This window comes from Pseudoxanthomonas sp. CCNWLW251, assembly GCF_037402255.1.
Lineage (GTDB): Bacteria > Pseudomonadota > Gammaproteobacteria > Xanthomonadales > Xanthomonadaceae > Pseudoxanthomonas_A.
The window spans coordinates 1,116,804-1,142,391 of sequence record NZ_JBBEGA010000002.1 but is presented as its reverse complement, the minus strand read 5'-3'; the positions used below and the strand labels follow the sequence as shown (position 1 = coordinate 1,142,391).

At 65.8% G+C, this 25,588-nt stretch carries 27 protein-coding genes and 1 tRNA gene; 14 read left to right on the top strand and 14 right to left on the bottom strand.

Going from position 1 to position 25,588, the window contains the following annotated elements:
• Window positions 1-9: 9 nt before the first annotated feature.
• Genes WBN46_RS12510 through WBN46_RS12500 form a run of 3 tightly spaced genes read left to right on the top strand, consistent with a single transcriptional unit; the run spans window position 10 to window position 3,647 of the window.
• On the top strand, window positions 10-2,244 hold the full coding sequence (locus tag WBN46_RS12510) for a patatin-like phospholipase family protein (RefSeq protein WP_337731794.1): 2,235 nt from the start codon (window positions 10-12) through the stop codon (window positions 2,242-2,244).
• A 34-nt stretch (window positions 2,245-2,278) separates the two neighbouring features.
• On the top strand, window positions 2,279-3,073 hold the full coding sequence (locus tag WBN46_RS12505; protein WP_337731793.1) for a DUF2092 domain-containing protein: 795 nt from the start codon (window positions 2,279-2,281) through the stop codon (window positions 3,071-3,073).
• A 10-nt stretch (window positions 3,074-3,083) separates the two neighbouring features.
• Window positions 3,084-3,647: a hypothetical protein gene (locus tag WBN46_RS12500; RefSeq protein ID WP_337731792.1), complete on the top strand. Its 564-nt coding sequence runs from the start codon at window positions 3,084-3,086 to the stop codon at window positions 3,645-3,647.
• Between the two features lie 74 nt (window positions 3,648-3,721).
• Here the strand turns inward: WBN46_RS12500 and WBN46_RS12495 are convergent, their stop codons facing one another.
• The 4 genes from WBN46_RS12495 to WBN46_RS12480 all read right to left on the bottom strand — a co-directional run bounded on the left by WBN46_RS12495 (window position 3,722) and on the right by WBN46_RS12480 (window position 6,281).
• Entirely contained in the window at window positions 3,722-4,921 is a 1,200-nt protein-coding gene (locus WBN46_RS12495; RefSeq protein ID WP_337731791.1) for a hypothetical protein, read from the bottom strand.
• A 35-nt stretch (window positions 4,922-4,956) separates the two neighbouring features.
• Window positions 4,957-5,328, bottom strand: a complete 372-nt coding sequence (locus WBN46_RS12490; RefSeq protein WP_337731790.1) for a DUF1622 domain-containing protein — start codon at window positions 5,326-5,328, stop codon at window positions 4,957-4,959.
• A gap of 36 nt (window positions 5,329-5,364) precedes the next feature.
• Window positions 5,365-5,778 (bottom strand): DUF202 domain-containing protein, encoded by a 414-nt coding sequence (locus tag WBN46_RS12485; protein ID WP_337731927.1) that lies wholly within the window; start codon window positions 5,776-5,778, stop codon window positions 5,365-5,367.
• An 83-nt stretch (window positions 5,779-5,861) separates the two neighbouring features.
• Window positions 5,862-6,281: a hypothetical protein gene (locus WBN46_RS12480; protein WP_337731789.1), complete on the bottom strand. Its 420-nt coding sequence runs from the start codon at window positions 6,279-6,281 to the stop codon at window positions 5,862-5,864.
• 321 nt (window positions 6,282-6,602) lie between these two features.
• Here WBN46_RS12480 and WBN46_RS12475 point away from each other — a divergent pair, with 321 nt between their 5' ends.
• From WBN46_RS12475 to WBN46_RS12460, 4 genes are all read left to right on the top strand, one after another.
• Complete coding sequence (locus WBN46_RS12475; protein WP_337731788.1) at window positions 6,603-8,213, top strand: ATP-binding protein; 1,611 nt, start codon at window positions 6,603-6,605, stop codon at window positions 8,211-8,213.
• 20 nt (window positions 8,214-8,233) lie between these two features.
• Window positions 8,234-8,833: a response regulator transcription factor gene (locus WBN46_RS12470; protein WP_337731787.1), complete on the top strand. Its 600-nt coding sequence runs from the start codon at window positions 8,234-8,236 to the stop codon at window positions 8,831-8,833.
• A gap of 363 nt (window positions 8,834-9,196) precedes the next feature.
• Window positions 9,197-9,532 carry a hypothetical protein gene (locus WBN46_RS12465; protein ID WP_337731786.1) on the top strand — a complete coding sequence of 112 codons (336 nt, stop codon included), beginning with the start codon at window positions 9,197-9,199 and terminating at the stop codon, window positions 9,530-9,532.
• Between the two features lie 627 nt (window positions 9,533-10,159).
• Window positions 10,160-12,238 carry a M13 family metallopeptidase gene (locus tag WBN46_RS12460; RefSeq protein ID WP_337731785.1) on the top strand — a complete coding sequence of 693 codons (2,079 nt, stop codon included), beginning with the start codon at window positions 10,160-10,162 and terminating at the stop codon, window positions 12,236-12,238.
• Window positions 12,239-12,364: 126 nt separating this feature from the next.
• Here the strand turns inward: WBN46_RS12460 and WBN46_RS12455 are convergent, their stop codons facing one another.
• The 4 genes from WBN46_RS12455 to WBN46_RS12440 form a co-directional block, all read right to left on the bottom strand.
• On the bottom strand, window positions 12,365-12,784 hold the full coding sequence (locus tag WBN46_RS12455; protein ID WP_337731784.1) for an organic hydroperoxide resistance protein: 420 nt from the start codon (window positions 12,782-12,784) through the stop codon (window positions 12,365-12,367).
• 140 nt (window positions 12,785-12,924) lie between these two features.
• Window positions 12,925-13,146, bottom strand: a complete 222-nt coding sequence (locus tag WBN46_RS12450) for a DUF2798 domain-containing protein (protein ID WP_337731783.1) — start codon at window positions 13,144-13,146, stop codon at window positions 12,925-12,927.
• Window positions 13,147-13,193: 47 nt separating this feature from the next.
• Window positions 13,194-13,607: a cupin domain-containing protein gene (locus WBN46_RS12445; RefSeq protein ID WP_337731782.1), complete on the bottom strand. Its 414-nt coding sequence runs from the start codon at window positions 13,605-13,607 to the stop codon at window positions 13,194-13,196.
• A 149-nt stretch (window positions 13,608-13,756) separates the two neighbouring features.
• The gene (locus tag WBN46_RS12440) at window positions 13,757-14,686 is read right to left on the bottom strand and encodes a LysR substrate-binding domain-containing protein (protein ID WP_337731781.1); all 930 of its coding nucleotides are present in this window, start codon (window positions 14,684-14,686) and stop codon (window positions 13,757-13,759) included.
• Between the two features lie 108 nt (window positions 14,687-14,794).
• Between WBN46_RS12440 and WBN46_RS12435 the strand changes: the two genes are divergently transcribed.
• Entirely contained in the window at window positions 14,795-15,526 is a 732-nt protein-coding gene (locus WBN46_RS12435; RefSeq protein WP_337731780.1) for an SDR family oxidoreductase, read from the top strand.
• Window positions 15,527-15,577: 51 nt separating this feature from the next.
• The gene (locus WBN46_RS12430; protein WP_337731779.1) at window positions 15,578-15,790 is read left to right on the top strand and encodes a 4-oxalocrotonate tautomerase family protein; all 213 of its coding nucleotides are present in this window, start codon (window positions 15,578-15,580) and stop codon (window positions 15,788-15,790) included.
• Window positions 15,791-15,888: 98 nt separating this feature from the next.
• Here WBN46_RS12430 and WBN46_RS12425 read toward each other — a convergent pair whose 3' ends face one another.
• The 4 genes from WBN46_RS12425 to WBN46_RS12410 are packed head-to-tail and all read right to left on the bottom strand — an operon-like array spanning window position 15,889 to window position 19,003.
• On the bottom strand, window positions 15,889-16,446 hold the full coding sequence (locus WBN46_RS12425) for a thioredoxin family protein (protein WP_337731778.1): 558 nt from the start codon (window positions 16,444-16,446) through the stop codon (window positions 15,889-15,891).
• Window positions 16,447-16,450: 4 nt separating this feature from the next.
• Window positions 16,451-17,155 carry a cytochrome c biogenesis CcdA family protein gene (locus tag WBN46_RS12420; protein WP_337731777.1) on the bottom strand — a complete coding sequence of 235 codons (705 nt, stop codon included), beginning with the start codon at window positions 17,153-17,155 and terminating at the stop codon, window positions 16,451-16,453.
• Between the two features lie 16 nt (window positions 17,156-17,171).
• Window positions 17,172-18,212, bottom strand: a complete 1,041-nt coding sequence (locus tag WBN46_RS12415; protein ID WP_337731776.1) for an alpha/beta hydrolase — start codon at window positions 18,210-18,212, stop codon at window positions 17,172-17,174.
• A gap of 50 nt (window positions 18,213-18,262) precedes the next feature.
• Entirely contained in the window at window positions 18,263-19,003 is a 741-nt protein-coding gene (locus tag WBN46_RS12410) for an SDR family oxidoreductase (RefSeq protein ID WP_337731775.1), read from the bottom strand.
• A 240-nt stretch (window positions 19,004-19,243) separates the two neighbouring features.
• Here WBN46_RS12410 and WBN46_RS12405 point away from each other — a divergent pair, with 240 nt between their 5' ends.
• Together WBN46_RS12405 and WBN46_RS12400 are read left to right on the top strand one after the other, a co-directional pair.
• Window positions 19,244-19,987 carry a response regulator transcription factor gene (locus tag WBN46_RS12405; RefSeq protein WP_337731774.1) on the top strand — a complete coding sequence of 248 codons (744 nt, stop codon included), beginning with the start codon at window positions 19,244-19,246 and terminating at the stop codon, window positions 19,985-19,987.
• Window positions 19,984-21,354, top strand: a complete 1,371-nt coding sequence (locus tag WBN46_RS12400; RefSeq protein WP_337731773.1) for a HAMP domain-containing sensor histidine kinase — start codon at window positions 19,984-19,986, stop codon at window positions 21,352-21,354. Before WBN46_RS12405 ends, WBN46_RS12400 begins: the two co-directional genes overlap by 4 nt.
• Before the next feature lie 96 nt (window positions 21,355-21,450).
• On the opposite strand, the gene WBN46_RS12395 is transcribed toward WBN46_RS12400, so the two are convergent.
• Window positions 21,451-21,527, bottom strand: a tRNA-Met gene (locus WBN46_RS12395).
• Window positions 21,528-21,643: 116 nt separating this feature from the next.
• On the opposite strand from WBN46_RS12395, the gene WBN46_RS12390 reads away from it, so the two are divergent.
• The 3 genes from WBN46_RS12390 to bfr all read left to right on the top strand — a co-directional run bounded on the left by WBN46_RS12390 (window position 21,644) and on the right by bfr (window position 23,120).
• Window positions 21,644-22,243 (top strand): RNA pyrophosphohydrolase, encoded by a 600-nt coding sequence (locus tag WBN46_RS12390; protein WP_337731772.1) that lies wholly within the window; start codon window positions 21,644-21,646, stop codon window positions 22,241-22,243.
• 67 nt (window positions 22,244-22,310) lie between these two features.
• On the top strand, window positions 22,311-22,523 hold the full coding sequence (locus WBN46_RS12385; protein WP_337731771.1) for a (2Fe-2S)-binding protein: 213 nt from the start codon (window positions 22,311-22,313) through the stop codon (window positions 22,521-22,523).
• A 120-nt stretch (window positions 22,524-22,643) separates the two neighbouring features.
• Entirely contained in the window at window positions 22,644-23,120 is a 477-nt protein-coding gene (gene bfr / locus WBN46_RS12380; protein ID WP_337731770.1) for a bacterioferritin, read from the top strand.
• On the opposite strand, the gene WBN46_RS12375 is transcribed toward bfr, so the two are convergent.
• Window positions 23,087-25,561 carry an ATP-binding protein gene (locus tag WBN46_RS12375; protein WP_337731926.1) on the bottom strand — a complete coding sequence of 825 codons (2,475 nt, stop codon included), beginning with the start codon at window positions 25,559-25,561 and terminating at the stop codon, window positions 23,087-23,089. The genes bfr and WBN46_RS12375 overlap by 34 nt on opposite strands.
• Window positions 25,562-25,588 lie beyond the last annotated feature (27 nt).

The following is a 25,588-nucleotide window of genomic DNA, read 5'->3' as shown; positions in this document are numbered from 1 at the left end:
GTTCCCGGAATGCCCTTCTTCCGTCGCGGCCTGTTTCTGGCGGCGCTATGCGCCTGCTCGCAGCAGGTCCTGGCGGCGGAGCCGTCCGTTGCTGAAGGCGCCTGCAGGCCTGAGCCTGGTAGCGACCGGCCGTCCATCGGACTCGCGCTGGGCGGCGGTGGCGCGCGCGGCATCTCGCACGTCAGCGTGCTGAGAAAACTCGAGCAGATGCGGATCCCGGTGGATTGCATCGCCGGTACCAGCATCGGATCGCTGGTCGGAGGCCTGTACGCCTCGGGCAAGAGCATCGACGAACTCGAGACGCTGGTGACGTCCATGGACTGGATGCAGCTCTTCGATGATTCCCTGGCCAGGCCGGAGCGCTCGTTTCGTCGCAAGCAGGATGATCGCGACCGGCTGGCGACCCTTGGGGTCGGCATCCGCGGCGGCAGGCTGCGGCTTTCGCCCGGCATCCTGCAGGGGCAGCGCATCCTGGCGTTGTTCGAGCGGGAGACGTTGGGCGTCAGTGCCATCGACGACTTCGATGCGCTGCCCATCCCTTACCGCGCCACGGCGACCGATCTCAATACCGGCGAGGCCGTGGTCCTGGGCCATGGCAGCTTGGCCATGGCCATGCGTGCGTCCATGTCGTTGCCGGGCATCTTCCAGCCGGTCGAGATGAATGACCGCGTGTTGCTGGACGGGGGCTTGGCCAACCAGGTTCCCGTCGACGTACTGCGATCGATGGGGGCTGACATCGTCATCGCCGTCGATGTCGGCACGCCGCTCACGAAGCACGGCGCAGACGCGAATGTCCTGGACGTGGTATCCCAGATCACGACCATGATGACGACGAGGAGCGCTGCGGCGCAGTTGTCGACACTGGGTGAGCAGGACGTTCTGATCGTTCCCGACCTCGGCACCGAAGTGGCTACGGGCGACTTCACCAAGGCGCAGGATGCGCTTCGTATCGGTCGCGAGGCGGCGGATGCGGCTGAGGGCGCCCTGGCCCGGCTCACCGTGCCGGAGGCGGTCTATGCCCTGTACGCGGCGCACAGGCGGAAGTCGCCGGATCGGGATGTCATCGTCAACTTCGTCAGGCTGGACAACGAGACACGCTATGCCGACGCCTTGCTTCTGAGGGGTGTGAGCGATCAGGTAGGAAAGCCGCTCGATACGGACCGGATGGAGGACGCGCTGCTCCGCGCCTATGCGCAGGGCACGCTGGCCAGCATCACCTACGAGGTCGTGCAGGAAGACGGCAGCACCGGCGTGCTGGTCCGCGCCCGACCCAAGACACATGGCCCCAACTACATCCAGGTGGGGATGCGCGCCGGTTCGGACTTCTCCGGAAACCACGAAAGCAACCTGCGTGCCGCGGTGCTGATGTCGCCGATCTCGGAGTATGGCGCCGAGGCGCGCTTCAGCGTCGACATCGGCAGCGAGCCAGGCCTCAAGGCGGAGTACTTCCGTCCCCTCGATCTGGCCAACCGCTATCAGCTTTACGGCAAGCTGGGTTACAGGAATCCGAACGTCCACCTCTACAACGATACCGGCGACAAGATCGCGACCTACAACATCCGCACCTGGGACGCCGATGTCCGGATCGGTCGTGAGTTCGGCAACCACGCCGCGGTCTCCGTCGGTCTGCAGCGATCCCGCGGACGCGCCGATGTCGAGGTTGGCATACCGGCGCTGCGCTCCTTCGATTCCGATGACGGCGCCTGGGCAGTGCGTGCGACGGTGGACAGGCTCGACAGCCTGTTCTTTCCGCGATCAGGCTACTACGCGGCGCTCGCCTACACTGCGTCCGAAGAGTGGCTGGGCAGCGACAGCGCCTATGAAAAGATGGAAGTGGACGTGCTGGCCGCCAAGGACTTCGGGCCGCACGCCCTTCAGCTGGGTGGCGCCTATCACACCACGCTTGATGGCGTGCTGCCGCTTCAGGAGCGCTACCGACTCGGTGGCCGCGGACGCCTGGCGGGCTTCCATTTCAACGAGCTGACCGGTCAGAACTACGCCCTGTTGACGGCAGGCTACAGCTATCAGCTCGCCAGGATCCTGGGACGTTCCGCCAGTGTCGGCATGACGCTGGAGTACGGAAATGCCTGGGAACTTCGCTCGAGGATGGCGTTCGATGACGGGATCCTCAACGGCAGTGTCTATGTCGGCTTCGACTCCTGGCTGGGACCGCTGATGTTCGGCTACGGCTTGCGCGAAGGAGGAGAAGGCGTGGCATTCCTCGAGATCGGCGCACCTTTCTGATTCCACCCGTACCACCCCGAAACAGGAGACGGAGATGACCTCATCAACATGGCGACGGACGGCGTTCGTCCCGCTGCTCGCACTGTGCATGGCCCACACAGGTTTGGCTGCGCAGGACACGGCATCCACGGCCGATGCGAGCACCGTGACAAGGCGGGATCCCGAAGCGGTCGCAGCGCTCGAGTCGATGGCGAGCGCGCTGAGAATGCTCGACAGCTTCTCGGTGCGAAGCGTTTCCAGCATCGACGTGGTGCTGGAGACGGGCCAGAAGATCCAGCTCGACCAGCGCATCACCTATCGTGCGCGCCGCCCTGACGGCCTGTACGTGGAACTGGAGAGCGACCGCCGGCATCGCCAGATCTACTTCGACGGCAAGGACCTCACCGTCTACTCGCCGAGGCTCAACTACTACGCCAGCGCGTCGACGCGCGCCCGCTCGCTCGACGAACTGGTGACCAACGCCGGAAGGGACTACGGCATCGTGCTTCCCCTGGCGGATCTGTTCTATTGGGGCACGCCCGATCTGCCCGTGGATGCCCTGACATCGGCGGTCTACATCGGGCCGGCCACCGTGGGCGCCACGAAGACCGATCAGTATGCGTTCCGCCAACCCGGCGTGGACTGGCAGGTCTGGATCGCGGGCGACAGCCGGCTGCCGCAGAAGATCGTGATCACCAATGTCGACGATCCGGCGCTTCCCGAGTTCCGCGCCCAGCTGGACTGGGATGTGCATACCCCCGTGCCCGAGTCCACGTTCCGGTTCGAAGCACCCAAAGACGCGGCTTCGATCGTGTTGAAGCTTCCTGCCGACTCCGACAACACCAACTAGGGCCAACGTCATGAGCCAACGTCACACCTACTGCATCGGTGCATGCCTTGCCGTCTCCTTGCTGGTTCCCCAGTTGACGCAGGACGCAATCGCGCAAGCCCTCAAGGCACGGGCAGGCGCGAAGACCAGCGTCAACAGGGCCGCAGACAGGTCCGCGCCGCGTGTCCCTTCGCCGCCACCCGTCCAGAGGCCGGCTCCGCCAGTCCAAGGGGGAGGGGTCCACATCAACCAGAACAACAACATCAACGTCAACGTACAGGGCAATCAGCATGGCGGATATGGCCACCCGCCACCCCCACCGCCGCCGTACCACGGCGATCACGGCCATGACCACGACGAGGATTGGGACGATTGGGATGACTGGGATCATCACCCCTTCGCCGTGGCTTCGGCAGTGACCGCAGGGGTGGTGGTCACCAATGCGATCGTGGGCTCCATCGTGAAGACAGTGCCGCCCCAATGCGTGCCCGTGAATGTCAACGGGATCACCTACCAGCAATGTGGAAGCACGTGGTACCAGCCCCAGTACGTGGGCACAACGGTGCAGTACGTGGTTGTCGTGCCGCCCGGCTGACAGGCGGGGCGGGTGCTCGCCGTTCGCTCCAGAATGCCGCGGCCACCTTTCTGGTGGCCGCGGCATTCTGGGCCTTACGCGATGACGGAGATCAGCCTGTTCACCAGATCTTCCAGAGGCATGGCCACGATGAACAGCGGAAGGAAGGGCGAGGCGGTGACCAGCACGAACCAGGCCAGGGTGGCGCGCGTCATCGGAAAGATGGACATTCCCCGAACCGTCGCGTAGACCGCGGCATAGTCGGCTATCGCCGACGAGTCGCCAGAATCGAGCAACGACTTCGGAGGCGCCGATTGCAGCCACCGTTGGCCGAAGTCCGTCGCCGACAGATGGCCAAGTTCGGAGTAGGCCAGAAGCGCCTTCTGCTTGACCCGGAACAGCCGCCTGGCGAGCAGCAGCAGTGGCGACACCAGGCACCCGACGGCCAGGAGTAGGTAGCCGATCAGGATGTGCTTCTGCTGCTCGATCGTTTCTCCGAGATGGACCACATGGTTCATGCAGCTGGCGGAGACGAGGATCGCGCCCGCAAGTGCGAGCACGGCGAAACGGAACTGGGATTCGCCGAGAAAGAGGATGCCGCCCGAGCCGTCCGGATGGCCGGCATCGAAGCGCAGATGCAGCCACGACAGGCGCCACAGCAGATAGGTCCACATCGCGAATCGCCACAGCCAGAGCAGGACGACGAAGCGGAACAGCGGGAGGCCGACCAGGTCCAGCCATCCCGCGGCAAACCGCCCCGGCCCATCGCGGACACTTCTCCAGCTTTCGATGCCGGGCATGGCATCGAACGTGGTTTGCATGAAGAGCACGGGTGTGAACGCGAGGAGCAGCAGCAGCGCTTCCGGCCAGCGAGGGTCCCGCAGGGACCAGACGCGCTCGAGCAGACGGTCGAACGCCGCCCGCTTTTCATGGGGGACCAGACCGCAGCGGGGCACATGCGAGAGGGTCCGGCGCATCAGGCGGTCGCACCCTGGGGCTGCCAGCACCAGGAGGGGCACGACAAGCAGGAACCGGGCCAGGGTCGAGAAATCGCCGATCAGGGGGACGTCGACGGTGTCGCCGTACAGGGTGTCGTTGGCGAAGGTGGCCGCGACGATCGGGAGCAGGGCGATCGAGGCCAAAACCACCGCAAGCCAGACATGAAGCCGCCGGGACCGCTCTCCGAAAGAACGGCGGATGAGCGCATAGACAAGTCCGCCGCGCATGAGCGAGTACGCACGGACTGCGCCTGCCGCGCGTCCGCGGCCCTGGGATGCGCCGGATGCGTTGTTCACGATGGTGGGCTCCGGGAAATGCGCAGGCCTCGTCGTTACCCCGCGGTTCCGTGCCTGTCGGCGAGCTCGGAAACTTCGCGTATGTCGCGTTCCAGAAAGTAGTTGAGGAAGGTCCGGATCAAGGCGATGGCACCCAGCTGCGCGATGGCGTGCCACGTCGGAGCGATCGATGACTCAAGGATGTCCGCGCCGATCTGCAGCGTCAGCCCTGCAACCAGCCAGCGCGCGTAGTCCAACCAGATGCGGCGTGAGCGCTCCATGCGCGCTGATGCCGGAACGGCCACCAGCCCAAGCATCCTCCCGGCCGCCAGGAGGGTTGCGCCGGTGATGACGGCCAGCACCACGGCCTCGATGAAAAGCACGGCCAATGCCGTGGCGTCCGTGACGATCGCTTCAACGATCTCCATGCGCATGCTTCCGACAGCAGGGGGAACGGGGCGGCGTCAACCGAAGGGATGTACGCCAAAGACCATGCTGGAGATCGCCAGGATGCCGATCAGCAGCAGCGCACAGGCCACCACCAGCGTCATGGAGACCGGGTAGGGGCTGATCCCGCGGATCTGGCCCGACGCGACGCCCTCTTCGCGGTCTGCGCGCAGCGCATGCATGAAGTGGACGTGGTAGACGATTCCGACAACGAGCATGCCAATCCCCAGCGCCACCAGCGCGGTGCCGAAGTTGCGCGGCGCATTCGCGCCGATGCTGATCTCGCTGAGGCTCTGCGCGCTGCTGAACACCTGGAAGATCGTGAAGCCGAAGCCGATCAGCGACAGCGACGTGCGGATGATCGACATGAGCGTCCGCTCGGCGGCCAGCCGCGTGCGCTGGTACGCCATGCCAGTGCGGCGCGCGCCCATCTGCACGGAAGGATTCTCGGTGTGTGGCATGGCCTCAGGGTCGCGTTCAGTGGTGGCGTACATGGGATCTCCGTGGGAATCAGTCACTGTCCTGCAGACTGCTTGCGACGGAGCACGATGCGGGCCAACCGGGCGATGGGGCCGCGGAACAGCAGATAGGGCAGGAAGCCGAGGATGAAGGCGATGGCGAGCGCCTCAAGGGGGCGGACCAGGCCCCCCATCACCTTGTACTGGTAGACGCCATCGATGAGTACGCCGAGCAGCAGGATGCGGCCCGTCGAGCGCAGTCCCTCGTGCACGGCTGCACGCCTGGACTGCGGGTCGGTGGAGGCGATGTGCCACAAGTAGGGCGTCCTGCCCATGCGTGCGTCCTTGATGCCGTCGCGCGTGGCCATCAGCAGCGACATCAGTGGTTGCAGGATGAAGCGGAAAGCGAACGGGCCCTCCGGCCTGGCCAGGATCTCGGTGCCGAAGGTCCGCAGCATGTCGAGCAGGGATTCCATGAGTTCTTCGTCCTCAACGGCATGGCCGGAATGGAATCCGGGGAAGCGATGCGTAGGCCGCTGGATTCACGCATCGAACGACAGGCAAGAATTCTCTGGAGGTAAGCCACGGCGATCAATCCGCAAACAACCATGAATTGCGCCGTTCTTTGACGCGAATGAGTTCAGTAGAACTACTGAGGCGCCCCGCCGCATCGGCGCGCAAAGGTCCGGTAAGTAGATTTACTGGGACAGCCGTGCTTGATCGAAGGGGGCGACTCTTGCAGACTCACAAACAGGGGATCCACGGACGATGTATCTGACCAGGCGCTGGGGCGGGTAATGACTGTGCGCGACACCGTGGCGGGAAAGATTGAGATCAGCCGGTCCAGGATGCCGGAGCTGTGGCGGTCACGCCTTCAAGGCGCAGGTATCGGGTATGCCTGTGGATTGCTTGGGCAGTTGGCGTCGCATGCTCTGCTTGTGCGTCCGGCCGAGATCACGTCGATCTGGATTCCGGGCGGGCTGATCATGGCCTTCCTCATCTGCCGGCCACTCAGGCTCTGGCCCTTCCTGTTGTCTGGATTCGTGCTTGGGGGCGTGTGTGCCTTCGTGCTGCGCTCGGGGATGATCGCCATTCCCTTGCTGGGCTATCTCTGGCTGTCCGCCTGCATGGCCGCAGGTGCGGCGACCATCAAGCTGGTGCCGGGCCAGGTGACGATGTTCCCCTCGATCGGTCACCTCGTGAGGTTCTTCCTCTTCGTCGTCGTGGGTGTTTCATGCGCATGTTCGTCGGGATTCATCGGCGTCGTCGCCTTGATCCGCGACGATGTTTCCCTGCCGCGCTTGTGGATGCTGAGTACGACCGCGTTCGCCGTCGGGTTCATGCTCGTCACCCCGCTGGTCGTCGACCTGCTCCGCTCGCGATTCCCCCCTTGGCGCGATATCAGGAAACAGGTGATCGGGTTCGCGCTCTTCAGCATCGGGTTGTGGGTCCTGTCGATCCTGGCCTGGAACGCGGTTCCCTCGAACCTGAGCAGCGTCCCCCTGGCGCTCTTCGCACCCATTCCGCTGCTGATGGTGGCGGCATTCCAGTTCGGCAGGTTCGGCCCCAGCGTGGGCCTGATCGTCGCGTTCCTCCCGGCTATCGTGGTCGCCATCAAGCTGGACAAGGTGGATACATTCGAGATCGGCCTGGTCAACAGCTACATCATGCAGCTGTGGACCCTGGCTGCCGGTGTCCTGGTCCATGCGCTGTCCATCCAGGCACGACAGAGGAACGACATCCTGCAGAGACTGTCCGTCGCCAGTGAACAGAACAAGAGCCTGGCGGCACGGTTGATGCAGAGTCAGGAAGAGCAGAGCATCCGCATCTCGAGAGAGCTGCACGATGGCGTGAATCAGAAGCTGACATTCTTCTCGATCGCGCTCAGCGCCTTGAAGCTTCGTAGTCCACCGGAGCTGCATCCTGCGATCGAGGAGCTGACGACCGGGATCCGTGGATTGATCGATGAGGTCAGGGATATTTCGCACAGCCTGCATCCCGCGGTGCTCGAGCACGCGGGCATCGCCGGGGCGATCGACGAGTTGGTCAGGGTGATAGAGGGGAAATGGGGAGGCGAGATCGCGCTCCGATTCGATGTGGACCCTGACGCCGACGCCCTTGAAGGGGAAGGCGCCTTGTGCGTCTACCGGGTGGCGCAGGAAGCCATCCGCAATGCGATCCAGCATTCGGGAGCTCGCGAAATGAAGATCATGCTGCTGGCACGGAGCAATCGTTGGCGCCTGCGTGTGTCGGACAACGGGCGCGGGTTTACGACCGATGACGCGAACGCGCGCAGTGGGCTCGGCCTGCTGAGCATGCGGGAGCGGGTCAAGTCTGCGAACGGCCGCCTGTACATCCGTTCGCGCCCCGGCTTGGGAACGAGCGTAACCGTGGAGATGCACGCATGACATCGCGAGAGAAACCGCTGGTGCTGCTGGCCGATGACCATCGCATGGTGGCCGAAGGCATCGCGAACCTCGTATCCAGGGATTACGATCTCCTGGAGGTGGTGAGCGATGGCGAGGCGCTGTTTGAGAGTGCGATGGAGCATCACCCCGACGTCATCGTGACCGACGTCTCGATGCCGAAAATGGGCGGAATCGAGGCGGTCAAGCGCCTGATGTCCGTGGGTCACGAGATTCCGGTGATCTTCATGACCGTGCACAACGAGCCGGCCACGGTTCGGGAAGCCATCCAGAGTGGCGCGCGCGGGTACGTCCTGAAGGCCGCCGCGGGCGAGGAGCTCCTGAAGGCCATGCACGAAGTCTGCAGTGGTCGCGTCTACGTCAGTCCCGAGCTTTGGCCCTACATTTCCGGACAACGTCAGCTTCCTTCGCTGACCAACATGCAGAAGCGGGTGCTCGGGCTGCTTTCGTCGGGGATGCGGTCGCGTGAGATCGCGACCAGGCTTTGCGTGTCGGTGAGGACGGTGGACTCGCATCGTTACGCCATCATGCGGACGCTCGGCGTCACCAGCAGCGTCGCGCTGATACGCGAGGCCGAGCGGCTTGGTCTGATCAAGCATTGAGATGCGGCGCCTGGCCAACCTGTCGGAATGCTTGCCGCCTGCTTGCCGCCTGCTAGCCGGCGCACGTCCCGCAGTGTTCAGTAGAACTACCTAAGCAGCCGCGGATGTTCTGCCGATGCAGGGCGCTCCGTCGGGTCGATACCATGACCTCGACACTCACGCATGGCCTTCCGTCCTGCCGTGCCGCCCGGTTCGCACGACAAGCCCCTTCCCGATGGTCAGAATCACCCGCATCCGACAATTGCATCTGCTGCCATGCGCGCTTGTGCCGGTGGCGTTCGTCGCGCCCGTCGATGCCCCGGCCTCCCACTATCAGGACATGCCTGCCGCCTTCCTGGAGACCGAATTCGGCGGAGGGACGACATGCTGATGGGATTGCCGGTCGCTGCGCTCAGGCGCGACGGATATGGCGGAGAGGAGCGCGCGTTCCAATGTTTCGATATCGAGTTCGAGGTCGGATTCTGGCTGTCGAACACCGACCGGCTGAGGTGGTCGCCGCCGATGGCCGACGAACGCCTGCTCGTAGAGCTCATCAAGTTCGCCTATGACAGCTACATTCTCTACGGGGGCGTTGGCCGGGAGTCTTCATGGATGTTCCTGATGGCGAAGTTCAAGGCCTCCAGGCTTTCGAGGGAGATCGGGACGTTGTACGCAGAGATCGTCTTCGGCGAGATATGGAACCGCGTATACGGACGGTGATCATTGGCGAATAATTCCGGAAGTTCGCATCAACCGTCCGCTGGTGGTTAGGTAGGCCATTGAAGCACGCTAGAAGACTAGGGATGTTTATCGCGGGTAGGGAGGGCAGCTTCCGACCCAAAGCGGAAGTCGGTTCCTCCAGGCGGTCAGGCTATCCACCTCACAGGTTCGGCAACCGGGCCGCGACAGACTTCCGGCATTTGACGGCGCTCTATCATCTGACTAAAGTCAGATAATGAGCGATGGCAAAAATCCAGCATGTCTGTCGCTTCCATCGCGAGGTCCCCTGGCCGGCGGGTGCAGCGGGCGACGCCTTCCTGGATGGACAGTCCCGCGCGGAATCCCGGCCGCTGTACGGGATGGGTCCCGGCCGCACCGACACGCACACCCTGCGTGCATGTTTGGTTCCGGACTCTGGCTGCCTGAGTCGCCCGCTGGGACCGCTGGAAACGCGAGCCGCATCGATGGACTTGCACGCGTTGCGACTGGACACCAACCGCTGCCGGGTGGGAGCCCAAGCCTCGTGCCTGCGCAGCGGAGATCGCGAAATCGCGCCCTGCAACCATAGTCCCTACCCCGACCACGGGTTCCAGAAGGACGGCATCACGCCCAACCACGGAGAGCGGCATGACCGCCGCTGAAACTCTACCGGACGCCTGTCCCACGCGGCGAAACCTGTGCGCAACCCTGTTGGCGCTGCCGTTGGCATTGGCGACGCGTCGCACGTTCGCGGCAACGGCACTACCTGCCGGTGGCGGATGGGGCGTAGACCTGGCCAGCATCAGCCCTGGGACGAAGCCAGGTGACGACTTCTACGAGTACGTCAACAAGGGCTGGATGGATACCGCAACAAAGCCAGACGGCTACTCGCAATACGGTGAGATGAATGCGATGTTTCTGCGTACGGAAGCACGCATCCGGACGATCATCGAGACCGCCGCGCGAGAGCCCGCTGGAAGCCGCAAGCTGGCCGATCTCTACACCAGTTATGTGGATGTCGCGGCTATCGACCAGCGGGGTTTGCAGCCCATCCGCGCCGACCTGGACGCCATCCTGTCGATCACCACACTCGATGAGGTGGCGCAGCGCATGGCCCACCCGATGTCCCACACCATCGCCGGCACGTACGTATTCCTGGATGCCGGAGACACGCGGCAAAGCCTGCTGCACATCGATCAGCAGGTCGCCAACGGCCGCGTGGTGGGCCTGCCCGGCGCCAATTACTACGCATCGGAGGACCAGAAGCACGCCAGGCACCGCCTGGCTTACCAGGACTACATCGCCAGGACACTGGACCGTGCAGGTCTCGAGAGTGGCACGGCCGTTGCAGCCGGCATCCTTGCGCTCGAGGGCAGGCTCGCCGCCGGAATGTGGAGCAGAGTGCATTTGCGTGACCGCAAGCTCAACTACCATCGCATGTCCGTCAAGGCGCTGGCGGAGTACGCGCCCGGTTTTCCCTGGCAGAGCTTTCTGCAGGCCACGGGATACCCGCCCGTTGAGACCATCGTCCTCAATACCGACACCGCCATCCGTGCAGCTGCGCGGATCTTTGCCGAGACCCCGGTGGCCACGTGGCGTTCGTACCTGGCATTCCATTGGATCCACAATCACGCACATCTATTGCCTGCTGCATTCCAGGACGCCAGTTTCCGGTTCTACGGCACCGAGCTTCACGGCCTGACGACGCGTCGTTCACGGGCGGATCGCGGCATACAGTTCGTCAGCCAGAACCTGCCGGAGCTGGTTGGCGCGCGCTACATCGAACAATTCTTCAAGGCATCCGACCGCGATGCCATCGAAGCGATGGCGCCCTTCATGAAGCAGGCATTCCGGGCGCGCATACAGCAGGCGAGTTGGCTGGATCAGACGACGCGCACGACGGCCTTGGCCAAGCTGGACAAGATGGGCCTGCGACTGGGCTATCCGGATGACCTGCGTGACTACTCGGAAGTCGAGATATCGCCTGTGGACCCGATCGGCAACCTCCATCGCCTCAAGGCGGCCCAGGTCGAACTCGATGCCGGATACCTCGCTGATCCGCAGCGGCCCTATCGTTGGCATCTGCCGCCGCAGTCGGTGGACGGCAGCTACAGTCCGCAGCTCAATAGCGTCACTTTCCCTGCCGGACTTCTGCAGTCGCCCGCATTCGATGCGGCGGCGGACAGCGCCGTGAACTTCGGTGCGATCGGCGCCGTGCTTGGCCACGAGATGGCCCACGGATTCGACGACCAGGGCTCACGCTTCGATGACAACGGGAATCTCAGCGACTGGTGGACCCCACTTGCGCGCGCTGCCTTCGACAAGCGGACCGACGTGCTGGTAGCCCAGTACTCGCACTACCAACCTCTGCCCGGCATGCACTTGGACGGCAGGCGCAGCCTGGGCGAGAACCTCGCAGACCTGGTGGGCGTCACGGTCGCGCTGGATGCCTATCGACTCCACGCGGCGGCGAACGGAATCGACACCGCCGCTGTCCGCGATGGCTTCAGTGGCGAACAGCGCTTCATTCTTGGATGGGCGCAGCTGTGGCGTACTCTGCATACGGAGGCTTCCCTGAAGTCCGAAACAGAACAGGGCTACCACTCGCCGGCACGCTACCGCGTCAATGGCGTGGTCAAGAACCTTCAGGCGTGGTACGACGCGTTCAATGTCGGGAGCGAGGACGGCATGTTCGTTGCGCCCGCGGATCGTGCCTCGATCTGGTGAGACAGCGCGCGCCGATGTTGGGCGATGCGACCGCAATCACCGCGACGCCGTTGTCCTAGGAATCCACGCCATGTCTCAGGAGTTCGAGGCCGCGGCACCCGGTGTGCGGGCGCCGCGGCGGGCAGGTCAGGCCAGGTTGATCTCGACATCGATGTTGCCGCGCGATGCCTTGGAGTACGGGCAGATCTGGTGCGCGGTCTCCACCAGCGAACGGGCGACATCGCGATCCACGCCGGGCAGGCTGACGTTGAGGCGCGCGGCAAGGAAGTACGCGTCACCGGTCAGGCCGAGGTCCACTTCGGCCTCCACTGCGGCGTCGGCGGGCAGCGCGATCTTCGCCGCCTGCGCGGCCTTCCCGATCGCGCCGAGGAAGCAGGCCGACCAACCCGCACCGAACAGTTGTTCGGGATTAGTGCCGGGGCCGTTGCTGCCCGGCGGCGAAAGTTCGATGGCCAGGCGGCCGTCATCGCTTCGTGCGGCGCCTTTGCGCCCGCCGGTGGTGCGGGTCTTGCCGGTGTAAACGACGTTTTCAATGTTGTTGATCATGGAGATACCTGGGATGTTGGGGAGAGGTGCGCCATGGAGGGAGCGTCGTCGGGCGTGGCGCCTGCCCGGCAACGGGGATGTCGTGCGTGCTGGAGCGGATCCCGAGTACGGATGCGCGTCGTGCCTTCGCGCCAGTCCGGTCACGTGATCAGCCGATCGATGCGCGCCTGCAGGCGCGGCCCGATCAGCAGGATCGCGGGGATCACGATGAGGTAGCCGATGCCCCAGGAGCGCAGCCACAGGGACACGAATCCCTGCGGGAAGCCCAGGTTGAGGGCGAGCAGCGCGAAGGAAATGATGCCGGTGGTGACGACGCCCATCGAAAGGGCAAAGGCGATTTTGCGTTTCAGTGCGGTGTTCATGGTGCGGGTTCCGATACGCGTTGATGGGGCGCTTCGGCTTGCTGCGCTCAGCGCGCCTGGTTGCGCAGGGCGACGATCGGCTTGCCCTTCTCGACCAGGTACGTCGCCAGTTCCGCTGCGCCGGTCTGGCCGGGGTTGTGTGCCGCGTGCGGCATGCCGGCCGGGATGAAGAGGGACTGTCCGGCTTTCAGGGTGACCGGTGGCGTGTCCTCGAACGTGTACTCGAGCGTGCCTTCCAGTACATAGGCGACTTCGATGCCAGGGTGCGTGTGCATGCCGAAAGCGGCGCCCGGCGCGAAGTCGACGCGGACCTGCACCGCTTCCTGTCCGGGAACGTCCAGGTCATGGCGCAGCGCCTCGTGTCGAGCGATGCCTGCGGGCTGGGCGCTTGCCGCCCACAGTGCGGTGCCGGCGAGCGCCGCCAGCGTGGCGGTCATCAGGATGTGCTTCGTGGTCTTCATGGTGGGCCTCCGGTAGATGGGAGGCCATTTCACGCCGCTTGCGTATCCCGGCTGTGTCCGCGCACCGGCACTTTTGTAAGCGTAGTTGTACGCGCCCGGTTCGCTTACAGGCCGCGACGAACCGGCCTGCGTCCCGCGTGTCGGCGCGGCTATCCAGCCAGGTGCGGGCCGGCGCGCAGTGACCCGAGCAGGAAATCGATGAAGGCCCGCACGCGCAGCGGCATGTGCCGGCCGTGCGGATACAGCAGGTTGAAAGGACGGCTGCGACCCCCGTGGCGGGGCAGCAGTTCCTGCAGGCGACCCTGCGCGATCTCGCGTTCGACCGTGAAGCGATAGGCCTGGAACACGCCGGCGCCGTTGCATGCCAGCGAGACGCCACCCAGCACATCCTCCGAAAGCAGGAACGGGCCGTCCGTCTCCACCTCGATCTCGGTGGCGCCGTCCTTGAACAGCCATGGGATGCGTCGCCCGGTGCTGGGCAGCTCGAACTGGATGCAGTCGTGTCCGGCCAGATCGCCCAGCCGCTCCGGCACGCCACGCCGTTGCAGATAGTCCGGCGAAGCGACCAGCACCAGTTCGGCATCTTCCAGGTGGCGGGCGACCAGGCCCGACTCGGGCGGCTTGCGTACGCGCACCGCGAGGTCGAACCCCTCGGCGGTGAAGTCGATATTGCGATTGCCGATGTGCACGTCGGCCTGGATGCGCGGATGACGGCGGTGGAATTCGGCGAGCAGAGGCAGCAGGCGATAGTGCCCATAGGTGGTCGGCACGCTGATGCGGAGGCGGCCGACAGGTTCGGATTGCTCGCCGGAAGCTTCGCGGTCGGCTTCCGCCAACTGGTCCAGCGCCTGGCGGCAGTGCACCAGATACGCGCGCCCGGCATCGGTCAGCCGGATGCTGCGGGTGGTCCGGACGAACAGGCGCACGCCCAGCCGCTCTTCCAGGCGCGCCACGGAGCGGCTGACCGCCGCTGGGGTGACGCCGGCAGCGGTGGCCGCGCGGGTGAATCCGCCGGTTTCGGCGGCCAGGCAGAACAGTTCCAGGCTGCCGACCAGGATGTCGTCGAATCGTCGCTGCATTGCTTACACCGGGTAACAGGTGAAATGCATTCTTGCTGATTTATCGCCGGATGGGGCGGGAATAGAGTGCCGTCACGCCGAAAGGCACCCCACCATCCGAGGAATCCCATGAGTACCAAGACTGTCATCGTCACCGGCGCTTCCAGCGGCATCGGCTTCGCCATTGCCCGCGCCTACCTGCAGCGCGGCGACAACGTCGTCGCCAACGCACGCACGCTCGATCGCCTGCAGGCTGCCGCCGCCCAGCTCGGCCAGCCCGCCCATCTGCTGCTGGTGCCGGGCGACATCGCCGCCCCCGATACCGCCCGCCGCCTGGTCGACGCCGCCATCGAACGTTTCGGCCAGGTCGACATCCTGGTGAACAACGCCGGCATTTTCATCGCCCGACCGTTCACCGAGTACGCGCCCGATGATGTGCAGGCGCTGGTCGATACCAACCTGAAGGGCTTCTTCTTCACGGCCCAGGCCGCAGCGGCACACATGCGCGAACGTCGCGCCGGCCACATCATCAACATCACCGCCAGCATTGCCGGGCAGCCGCTGCAATCGGTGCCGGCCGTCCTGCCGGTGCTGATCAAGGGCGGCATCAACCAGGCCACGCGCGCGCTGGCGCTGGAACTGGCGCCGCACAACATCCAGGTCAATGCGGTGGCGCCCGGCATCATCGATACGCCCCTCTACGCGCCCGAGATGCACGATTTCCTGAAGGGACTGCAGCCGGCCGGGCGCATCGGCACGGTCGAGGAAGTCGCCGAGGCTGTGCTGTATCTGGGCGATGCCGCCTTCACCACCGGCGTCGTGCTGCCGGTCGATGGCGGCATGTCCGCCGGCCGTTGGTGATCCGGACGGGGCTGCTTCGCGCGGCCCCATTATTCCCACAGGAGAACAGTCATGCCTTTCGTCCATGTCCGCATTACCCGCGATGGCACATCGCAGGCGCAGAAGCGCCAACTGGTGCGCGAGATCACCGACACGCTGGAGCGCGTGCTCGGCAAGCAACCCGACCTGACCCATATCGTCATAGACGAGATCGATACCGACAACTGGGGGCATCGCGGCGAGCTGGTGACAGAGCGTCGCGCGCGGGAAACCGCGCCGCGTTGAAACCTCCACTGCCATCCTGACCGTCGTTGTCCCTCCGGCACACGCATCCGGTCATGGCCGATGCAGACCCGCTTACGCCGGCCTGCATCGGCAAACTGCTACCGCGCAGTCTTCCCGGTACCCAGCAGCGAGCGGATCCTCGCTTCGGTTTCCTGGTACTGCCCTTCGCCGAAATGCCGGTAGACGATGCGACCCTGCGGGTCGATCAGGTACATGGCTGGCCAGTAGCGGTTGCCATAGGCATTCCAGGTTTCGTACCCGTTGTCCTGCGCCACCGGGTACGTGATGCCGAATCGCTGTACCGCTGCCCGGACGTTGCCCAGTTTCTTCTCGTAGCCGTATTCCGGCGTGTGCACGCCGATGACCACGAGCCCCTGGTCCCGGTACTTGGCATGCCACTGTTTGACATGCGGCATCACGCGGACGCAGTTGATGCAGGAGTAGGTCCAGAACTCGACCAGCACCACCTTGCCACGCAGGTCGCGCAGGCTCAGTGGCGGCGAGTTCACCCAGTTGTCGATGCCGGTGAAATCGGGCGCCATCGGCGCGGGCGCGGCCAGCGTGGGCTGGACGGGATCGGCCTGCACGGCGGGAGAGCACGCCGCGGCGAACAGGCAGGCGGCCAGCAGGGTGGCGAGCGATGAGAGCTTCTTCATGGGATCAGAGTCCTTGCGAGAGGGGAGGGAGCCACTGCGTGGCCCAGGCGGAGACGAACACGTCGTACTGGAACAGCTGCAGGATGGCGACAGCGACGGCGATCGCGCCAAAGCCTGTGCGCAGCAGGTCGGCATGGCGTTGCAGGAACGGCAGCCGTGCGCTGATCCAGCGTCCGCCATAGGCGATCGAGAGCATCGGAACGCCAGCGCCCAGGGCATACAGCCCGAGCAGCGCGCTGGCCTTGGCCGGGGCCTGCGAACTGGCGGCCAGCGCGAGCACGGACGCCAGTACCGGGCCGGCGCAGGGTGTCCACGCCAGCCCCAGCGAAGCGCCGACGAGCAGCGCGCCGGGACGGCCGCCCACCTGCGGCAAGGCGATGCCGTGTGGCTTTACCTGTCGCCACTGCGCTTGCATCCACGTGACGGCGCGCTCGAACGGTGCCGGCCAGAAACAGGCCAGGCCGGCCAGCAACAGCACAAGGATGGAGCCAGTGCGGATGCTGGCCTGCAGCTCGCCCGACGATGCCGCCAGCACTCCCAGCAGGATGCCGCTGGCGGCGAATGTCGCGACGAAACCGGCGATGATCCAGGCGGGCGCGGTGCGGTCGCGGCCCGCCCCCGTGGCGAGCACGATCGGCAATACAGGCAGGATGCAGGGCGACAGGATGGTGGCCATGCCGGCGAGCGTGGCCAGGACATAGTCGATCATGGGGACTTCCCTTCCTTTACAGCCGCGTGGCGTCGACGACCGCCTGCACGAATTCGGCGGGCGCTTCCTGCGGCGGGTTGTGGCCGATGCCCCCGGTGAACGTGCGGTGCTCGTACTTGCCGACGAAGCGGGTCGCGTAGGTATCCGGCTTCGGATGCGGTGCGCCATTCGCATCGCCTTCGATGGTGATCGTCGGCACACTGATGACCGGGGCCTGGGCCAGGCGCTGCTCCAGCGCGGCGTATTTCGCCTCGCCTTCGGCAAGGCTCAGGCGCCAGCGATAGTTGTGGATCACGATGGCCACGTGGTCCGGGTTGTCCAGCGCGACGGCGCTGCGGGCGAACGTCGCGTCATCGAACTTCCACTGCGGCGAGGCCAGTTCCCAGATCTTCCTCGCGAAGTCATGCGTGTACTGGCGGTAGCCCGCTTGCCCGCGTTCGGTCGCGAAGTAGAACTGGTACCACCACTGCAGCTCGGCCGACGGTGGGAGGGGTTTTTGGTTCGCTTCCTGGCTGCCGATCAGGTAGCCGCTTACCGAGACCAGCGCCTTGACCCGTTCCGGCCATACGGCCGCGACGATGTCCGCTGAGCGCGCACCCCAGTCGTAGCCTGCCAGCGTGGCACGCCGGATCTTCAATGCGTCCATCAGCGCGATCACGTCCGAAGCGAGCGCGGCGGGTTGTCCATTGCGCGGCGTATCCGGGGAAAGGAAGGTGGTGGTGCCGTATCCGCGCAGGTGCGGCACGATCACGCGATAGCCACGCTCGGCCAACTGGGGCGCGACTTCGGCATAGCTGTTGATGTCGTACGGCCAACCGTGCAGAAGGATGACGGGCTGGCCCTTCGCGGGCCCGAGCTCCGCGTAGCCGATGCGCAGATCGCCTGCATCCACCTGTTTGTTGGCGACCAGCGCGGACGGCGGCGTCGACATGGGCGCTCGGGTCGGCGGCGCGGCGTGGGCGATGCCGCTCAGCAGCAGCCCCGATGCCAGAAGCCAGGGAAGCAGGCGCGTGACGCGACGGGAAAATGTGGGCAGCGAGGGGATGGACGTGGACATGGTGGATCCTAGGGAGTGGTCGAGGAAAGGGAGGGCGCTGCGCGCGTGGGTCAGATGGCGTAGCCGCCATCCATCGTCAGGCTGGCTCCGGTCATGTAGCCGGCGTCATCGCTGGCGAGATACGCGGCGAGCGATGCGACCTCTTCCGGACGACCCACGCGTTTCAGCGGATTGCGCTGGATCAGGTGTTCGAGAAAACCGGCCGTGATGTCGGTATCGATGGGACCGGGCTGGATGTTGTTGATCGTGATCCGGCGCGGCGCCAGGTCCAGCGCCAGTTCCCGCACCAGCGTGGCCACGGCGGATTTGGTCATCGCATAGACGCTGCTGCCCACCGATCCGCTGCGCTGCGCGGTGTTGCTGCCGATCGTGATGATGCGGCCGCCATCGGCCATCTTCGTCGCGGACGCCTGGATCGCCAGGAAGACGCCGCGGACGTTCACCGCCAACATTCGGTCGAGCGTCTCAAGCGGAAACCGGTCCAGCGGACTGCCTTCGTAGATGCCGGCATTGACGACCGCTACCTGCAACGCGCCGAGCCGGGCCTCGGCATCCGCCACTGCCGCCGTGATCGCGTGATGGTCCGCAGCATCCGCTTGCAGGGCGATGGCTTGCCCGCCTTCCGCCTGGATCGCGGCCACGACTTCCGCCGCCTTGTCGGCACGCGCGGCGTAGGTCAGCGCGACGGCGTGGCCCTCGCGGGCCAGGCGGCGGGCAATGGCGGCACCAATGCCGCGGGAGCCGCCGAATACCAGTGCGACCTTGGGTGAAGAAGCGTCTGAAGCGTGCATGTCGTGTCCCTCGGGTGGTGCAGGCGGGAGCTCCGCCGGCGATGGGCGCATTGCGCGCCTTCCGCTTGTCCACCACGTGTCGCGCGGCCCGCCGATTTGTCACCCAAAGCCGCGAAAGATCCGGTTGATACAGTCCGATACAAAGCCGGCGCCGCCGGGGCTCTGTCCGGCCACCCACAGGCGCTACCATCCGTCGCGAAAGGCGGATCATCCCGTCGCCCTGGTCCCGGAGCCCCACGCATGTCGTCCCACACCGATCACGTCCTCGTCGTCGACGACGATCGCGACATCCGCCAGATGGTCGGTGACTACCTGCGGCGCAATGGCCTGCGCGTCAGCCTGGCGGCGGACGGTCGCGAGATGCGGGCCACGCTGGATACCAGCGACGTCGACCTGGTCGTGCTGGATGTGATGATGCCCGGCGAAGACGGTCTCGCGCTGTGCAGGAACCTGCGTGCCGGCAAGCACCGCGCCGTGCCGGTCGTGCTGCTGACGGCGCGCGATGATGAAACGGACCGGATCATCGGGCTGGAGATGGGAGCGGATGATTACGTCACCAAACCGTTCTCATCGCGCGAGCTGCTCGCACGCATCAACGCCGTGATCCGGCGCGCGCGCATGTTGCCGCCGAATCTCCAGGTCTCCGAGGCCAGCCGGTGGATCCGCTTCGGCGATTGGCGACTGGACACCGCCGCACGGCACCTGCTGGACGGGCAGGGCACGGCATATCCGCTGAGCGGCGCCGAGTTCAGGCTCCTGCGCGTCTTCATCGACCATCCGCAGCGCGTGCTCAGCCGCGATCAGCTGCTGAACCTCACGCAGGGTCGGGATGCCGAGGTCTTCGATCGCTCCATCGACCTGCTGGTCAGCCGGCTGAGGCAACGGCTGGGGGATGGTGCGCGCGAACAGACCTACATCAAGACGGTACGCAGTGAAGGCTACGTTTTCAGTCAGCCCGTGGTGCTGGAAAGCGGGGACGCATGACACCTGACGCCTTCCGGTCGCCGCGCTGGCTACCGCGCACGCTGCGCGCGCGCTTGATCCTCATCCTCGGCGCGGGCTTGCTGCTCGCGCATGCGCTGTCGTTCGCGCTGCTGTTCGGAGAACGCATGGACGCCACGCGTTCGATGATGCTCAGGAACCTGTATGAAGACGTACCCGTCAGCGTGGCGCTGCTCGAACATCTCCCTGCCGACCAGCGCGCCGCATGGACGCCCCGCCTGGAGCGACGGACCTACCGTTATCTCCTGCGGCCCGCCCGTGCCGGCGCGCCGCTGTCCACGGAGCGCTCCCGCCAGGTGACGGGACTGATCGACGATGCGCTGGACCAGCGTTACGCGCTGCGGCCGCGCGCCGTTTCCACCACGCCCGAGCGCTACGAGGTGGAGCTGACGCTGGGCGACGGACAGCCGCTGACCATCGAGGTCACACCGGCGCCCATGCCGGTGGCGACATGGTTGCCCTGGGTGCTCGCCGCCCAGGTGGTGTTGCTGTTGCTGTGCGTGGGCGTTGCCGTGCGCCTGGCGACGCGTCCGCTCGCCAGGCTCGCCCGTGCCGCCGAACGCATGGATCCTGCAGGGAACAACGTTCCCCTTCCGCAGGACGGGCCCTGGGAAGTCGCGCAGGCGGCACAGGCGCTGAATGCGCTGCAGGCGCGCGTCACGGCGCACGTCGCCGAACGGACGCAGATCCTGGCCGCCATCTCGCATGACCTGCAGACTCCGATCACCCGCATGCGGCTGCGCGTGGAAACCATGGAAGCCGGCAGCGCGCAGGACAAGCTCCTCGGTGATATCGACCAGGTGAGCCAGTTGGTCCGCGAGGGCCTGGACTATGCGCGCAGCGCGAGCGTGGCACTGGGGCCCGCGATCCGTCTCGACCTGACGGCGTTCCTGGAGAGCATCGCAGGCGACTACCAGGATGCGGGTCGCCCGGTGCACCTGCTGCACGGCACGCTCGCGTCACGCGATACGCACCCGCAGGTGCTGCGGCGCGTGTTGCAGAACCTGATCGACAACGCACTGAACCATGCCGGCAGTGCGGAGACGCAGCTGCGCGTCGATGACGAGGGGCGTGCCTGCATCGATGTGCTCGACCGTGGCCCCGGCATCCCTGCCGACCAGTTGGAGGCGGCACTGAAGCCATTCCACAGGCTCGAGCCTTCGCGTGGCCGCTCCACGGGTGGGACGGGCCTGGGACTGGCCATCGCCCAGCAGCTCACGCAGGCGCTGGGCGGCACCTTGCGGCTTTCCCAGCGCGAGGGAGGCGGTCTGCGCGCAACCGTCGTACTGCCCGACGGTGCATCGCCACCCATCCAACCCCGACATGGGTTGCCCCCTAAGTCACCCTGATGCCGGGCCACACCGGCCTGCAGTCCCGGATCACGCCCAACAAAAAACCCACCTCGCGGCGGGTTTGTTTCAACGCGTTGATTCCGTTGGGGAATCTGGTGGCTATGGGTGGACTCGAACCACCGACCCCAGCATTATGAGTGCTGTGCTCTAACCGGCTGAGCTACATAGCCGCGTGAACCGCGTATTCTTCATTTCGACCCCATGCCTGTCAAGCCGGGGTGCCGCGCTTGTCGCCTGCGGCGGGGCGTGGCAGAGTCGGGCACAGTAGATTTATGGAGTCCGCATCGTGATCGATCCGGACGGCTACCGACCCAACGTCGGCATCGTGTTGATGCGGCCGGACGGCCGGGTGTTCTGGGCGCGACGCGTGCGCCGGGATGGCTGGCAGTTCCCGCAAGGCGGCATGAACACGGACGAGACACCGGTCGAGGCCATGTACCGCGAGTTGCGCGAAGAAACCGGCCTGTTGCCCGAACATGTGGAAGTTCTGGGCGTCACGCCCGGGTGGCTTCGCTATCGCCTGCCCCCCCGCGCCATCCGGCGCAACGAACGCCAGGTCTGCATCGGCCAGAAGCAGGTGTGGTTCCTGCTGCGCCTGGTCGGCGACGAAGCCCACGTCCGCCTGGACCTGACCGAGAGCCCGGAATTCGACCACTGGCGCTGGGTGGATTTCTGGTATCCGCTCGAGCACGTGGTCATGTTCAAGCGCCGCGTGTACGCCAGCGCGCTGGGGCACCTGGCCTCCTTTGCCCGCGGCGTCGCGGGCCCGCAGGCGATCCCGCCACAGCTGCCCGACCCCCGGGCTTCGGTGGAAGGATCCCGCTGGCGTGGCCGTGACCGGCCGGCACGTAAACGGGGTGGTACCGGTGAACCTGCCAAGAATTGACAATCATTCTCATCTTGGGTGAAATGGTGGCGGGCCATCCCGTGCCCGCCGCACTGCCACCGCCACCGTGTACGTCTGCATCTGCAACGGCGTGACCGACCGCCAGATACGTGAAGCCGCCACCGCGGGATGCACCACCGTGGCCGAGCTGACCATGCGTACGGGCGCGGGCGCCAACTGCGGCAGCTGCCTGGACATGGCGATGGACGTGCTTCAGGCCGCGCAACCCGCATCGCGCGAGCCGCTGTTCCCCATCCTGACGCTCTCGCACGCAGCCTGACGTCCACGCGACCGCCCGTCGGCGGCGCGGCATCCTTCCAGAATGATCACGATTCGCGTTCCGTCACGGCGCGCGTGCACGGGCTAACCTTTGCCGTCCTTCCGCCCACGGAGCATGGCCATGAAAGGCGACGCCAAGGTCATCGAATACCTCAACAAGGCGCTCTACAACGAGCTGACCGCCATCAACCAGTACTTCCTGCACGCCAAGATGCTGAAGAACTGGGGCTTCAAGGAGCTGGCCGAGCACGAATACAAGGAATCCATCGACGAGATGAAGCATGCCGACAAGCTGTCGGAACGCATCCTGTTCCTCGATGGCCTGCCCAACTTCCAGGCGCTGGGCAAACTGCGCATCGGCGAAACGCCGCGCGAGATCCTCGAGTGCGACCTAGCGCTGGAACAGGAAGCGCTGCCGCCGCTGCGCGAAGCGATCGCCTATTGCGAATCGGTGGCCGACTACGTCAGCCGGCAGCTGTTCGCCAACATCCTCGATTCCGAGGAAGAGCACATCGACTGGCTGGAAACGCAGTTGTCGGTGATCGACCGCATCGGCGAGCCGAATTACCTGCTGACCAAGCTCGAAGGCGACGACTGACCGTTCGCCGCTGCCGGCGGCAACAGCGGCCTGCCGAGCTGTTGCGCGGCGTAGCCCTGCAGCGCCATGCGCGCACGCGCGTATTCGGCGATGACCAGCGCCACGGCCACGGCTGGGCGCTCCAGCTTGCGGGCACGTGCGCCCAGTTCCACACGCTTGGCGGCGGCCGACAACGCCATCGCGCCCACGTTGGCGCTGGATGATTTGAGCGTATGCGCCGCATCGCGCATGGCATCCAGATCGGGCACGGCAGCCGCCTTCTCCAGCGTGCCGATCAGGCGCGGCGCGTCTTCCAGGAAGATGGTGATGATGCGCGTGGTTTCGTCGCCGGCGATCTCGCGCAGTTCTTCCAGCATGGTCTGGTCCAGCACCGGGAAACTCGGCGCCGGCGCGCGCGCGGTGGCGACGGCCGGGACCGGCGGTGCCGGTTCCGCGGAGGGCACGAGCGCGGCGTTGCGCAGCACGAAGTTCATGCGGTCCGGCAGCCAGCGGTGCAGGCAGCTTTCCAGTTGCTCGCGCGACACCGGCTTGGCGAGATAGTCGTCCATGCCGGCATCCAGGCAGCGCTGGCGGTCCCCGGCCATCGCATTGGCGGTCATCGCGACGATGGGCAGGCGGACGCCATCGGCGCGCTGCGCCTCCAGGTCGCGCCAGCGTCGCGTCGCGGCGTAGCCGTCCAGGACCGGCATCTGGCAGTCCATCAGGATCAGATCGAAGTGCTCCACCTGCATGCGCTTGATGGCGATGTCGCCATTGGCCGCGGTCTCGCAGTTGAAGCCGAGTGCCGACAGCAGCTTCTGCGCCACCAGCAGGTTGACCGGGTTGTCTTCCACCAGCAGCAGGCGGGGCTCGGTGCGCATGGCGCTGACAACGGCGGGTTCCCGGCCCGCAGCGGGCGCCTCCGCCTCACGAACGGCAGGGACGACCGGTGCCTGCGCCTCACGTGCCTCGGTCAGGCTGGGCGGCGCGGGATCGAGCGGCAAAGCAGTGGTCCTGGCTTCCGGAAATATCTCTTCCATCGCGGCGGCACCCGCTTCCTGGTCAGGCTCCGGCGCCGCACCGGTCAGCGCTGCACGGAGGTCCGCATCCGGTGACTGCCGCGACAGCAGGGTGCTGCGCGGGTGCAGCTCGGTCGGGACGGTCTCGTCGCCGTACAGCCAGACCAAGCGCAGCAGATCCGGTGAAGGACGCCGCGCGATGGCGCGATGCAGCGCCAGTGCGGTGCTGCGGATGCCACCGATGTCGGCGAGGACGGCCAGATAATCCTGCTGCGCCTGTTCGCTGACCAGACGCAGCCGGTCCAGCGCTTCCTGCGTGGTTTCCACCGCCACCGGTTGCATGCCCCAGTTGGTGGCCAGCAGCGTGAGTCGCTGCCGCAGCCGGGCATCGGGGGAGACGATGAGCACGCGGCCGTGGTCCAGCGCGCCGTTGTCGCGCTGGCGCAGGTCGCCGATGACTTTCATCAGCGGCACTTCGAACCAGAACGTGGAGCCGCGCCCGATCTCCGAGACCACGTCGATGCGGCCGCCCATCAGGTCGACGATGCGCCGGCAGATCGCCAGGCCGAGCCCGGTGCCGCCGTACAGTCGGGTGGTGGACGCATCGGCCTGGCTGAAGGAATGGAACAGGCGATGGCGTGCATCTTCTTCGATGCCGATGCCGGTATCCCGCACCTCGAAGCGCAACAGATGCTGCGCGGCGGTTTCGCCGAGCCGTCGCACCACCAGCGTGACCGAGCCGCGGTCGGTGAACTTGATCGCGTTGCCGACCAGGTTGGTGAGCACCTGGCGCAACCGCACAGGGTCGCCACGGACCGGCAGGCGCACCGCAGGATCCAGTTGCAGGCTCAGCCGCAGCCCCTTGTTTTCCGCGGGGCGATACATGAGCTGCAGCACGCTGTCGAGCAGTTCGCGCAGGTTGAATCCGGTGATCTCCAGATCCAGCTTGTTCGCCTCGAGCTTGGAGTAGTCGAGGATGTCGTCCACGATGCGCAGCAGTTGGTGCGAGGATGCGGTGGCCGTGCTCAGCATCTCGCGCTGGTCCGGTGCCAGCGGTGCACGCGACAGCATCTCCAGCATCGGCACGATGCCGTTGAGCGGGGTGCGGATTTCATGGCTCATCGTGGCCAGGAATTCGCCCTTGGCCATCGCGGCGGATTCGGCGGCCTGCTTGGCGCGCATCAATTCCTGTTCAAGCCGGTCGTGGCGGTGCAGATCGCGTTGCAGGCTGTCGCGCTCGGATTCGGCCATCGCCGCACGCGCCTGCACACCGGCGCGCTGATGGGCTTCGCTGCGCGATTGCAGCCCGGCGGCGACGGCCGCGGCCAGCCCCGCCGCGCCTGTTCCGAGTGCGACGGGTATCCAGGGGCCCGCGATGCCCGCCCAGTGCAGGCCCATCGACGCCACCGACGACGCAGCCAGCGCCACCGTCACCCACGGCATCACCGGCGTCCGTCCGGTGGTGGGCAT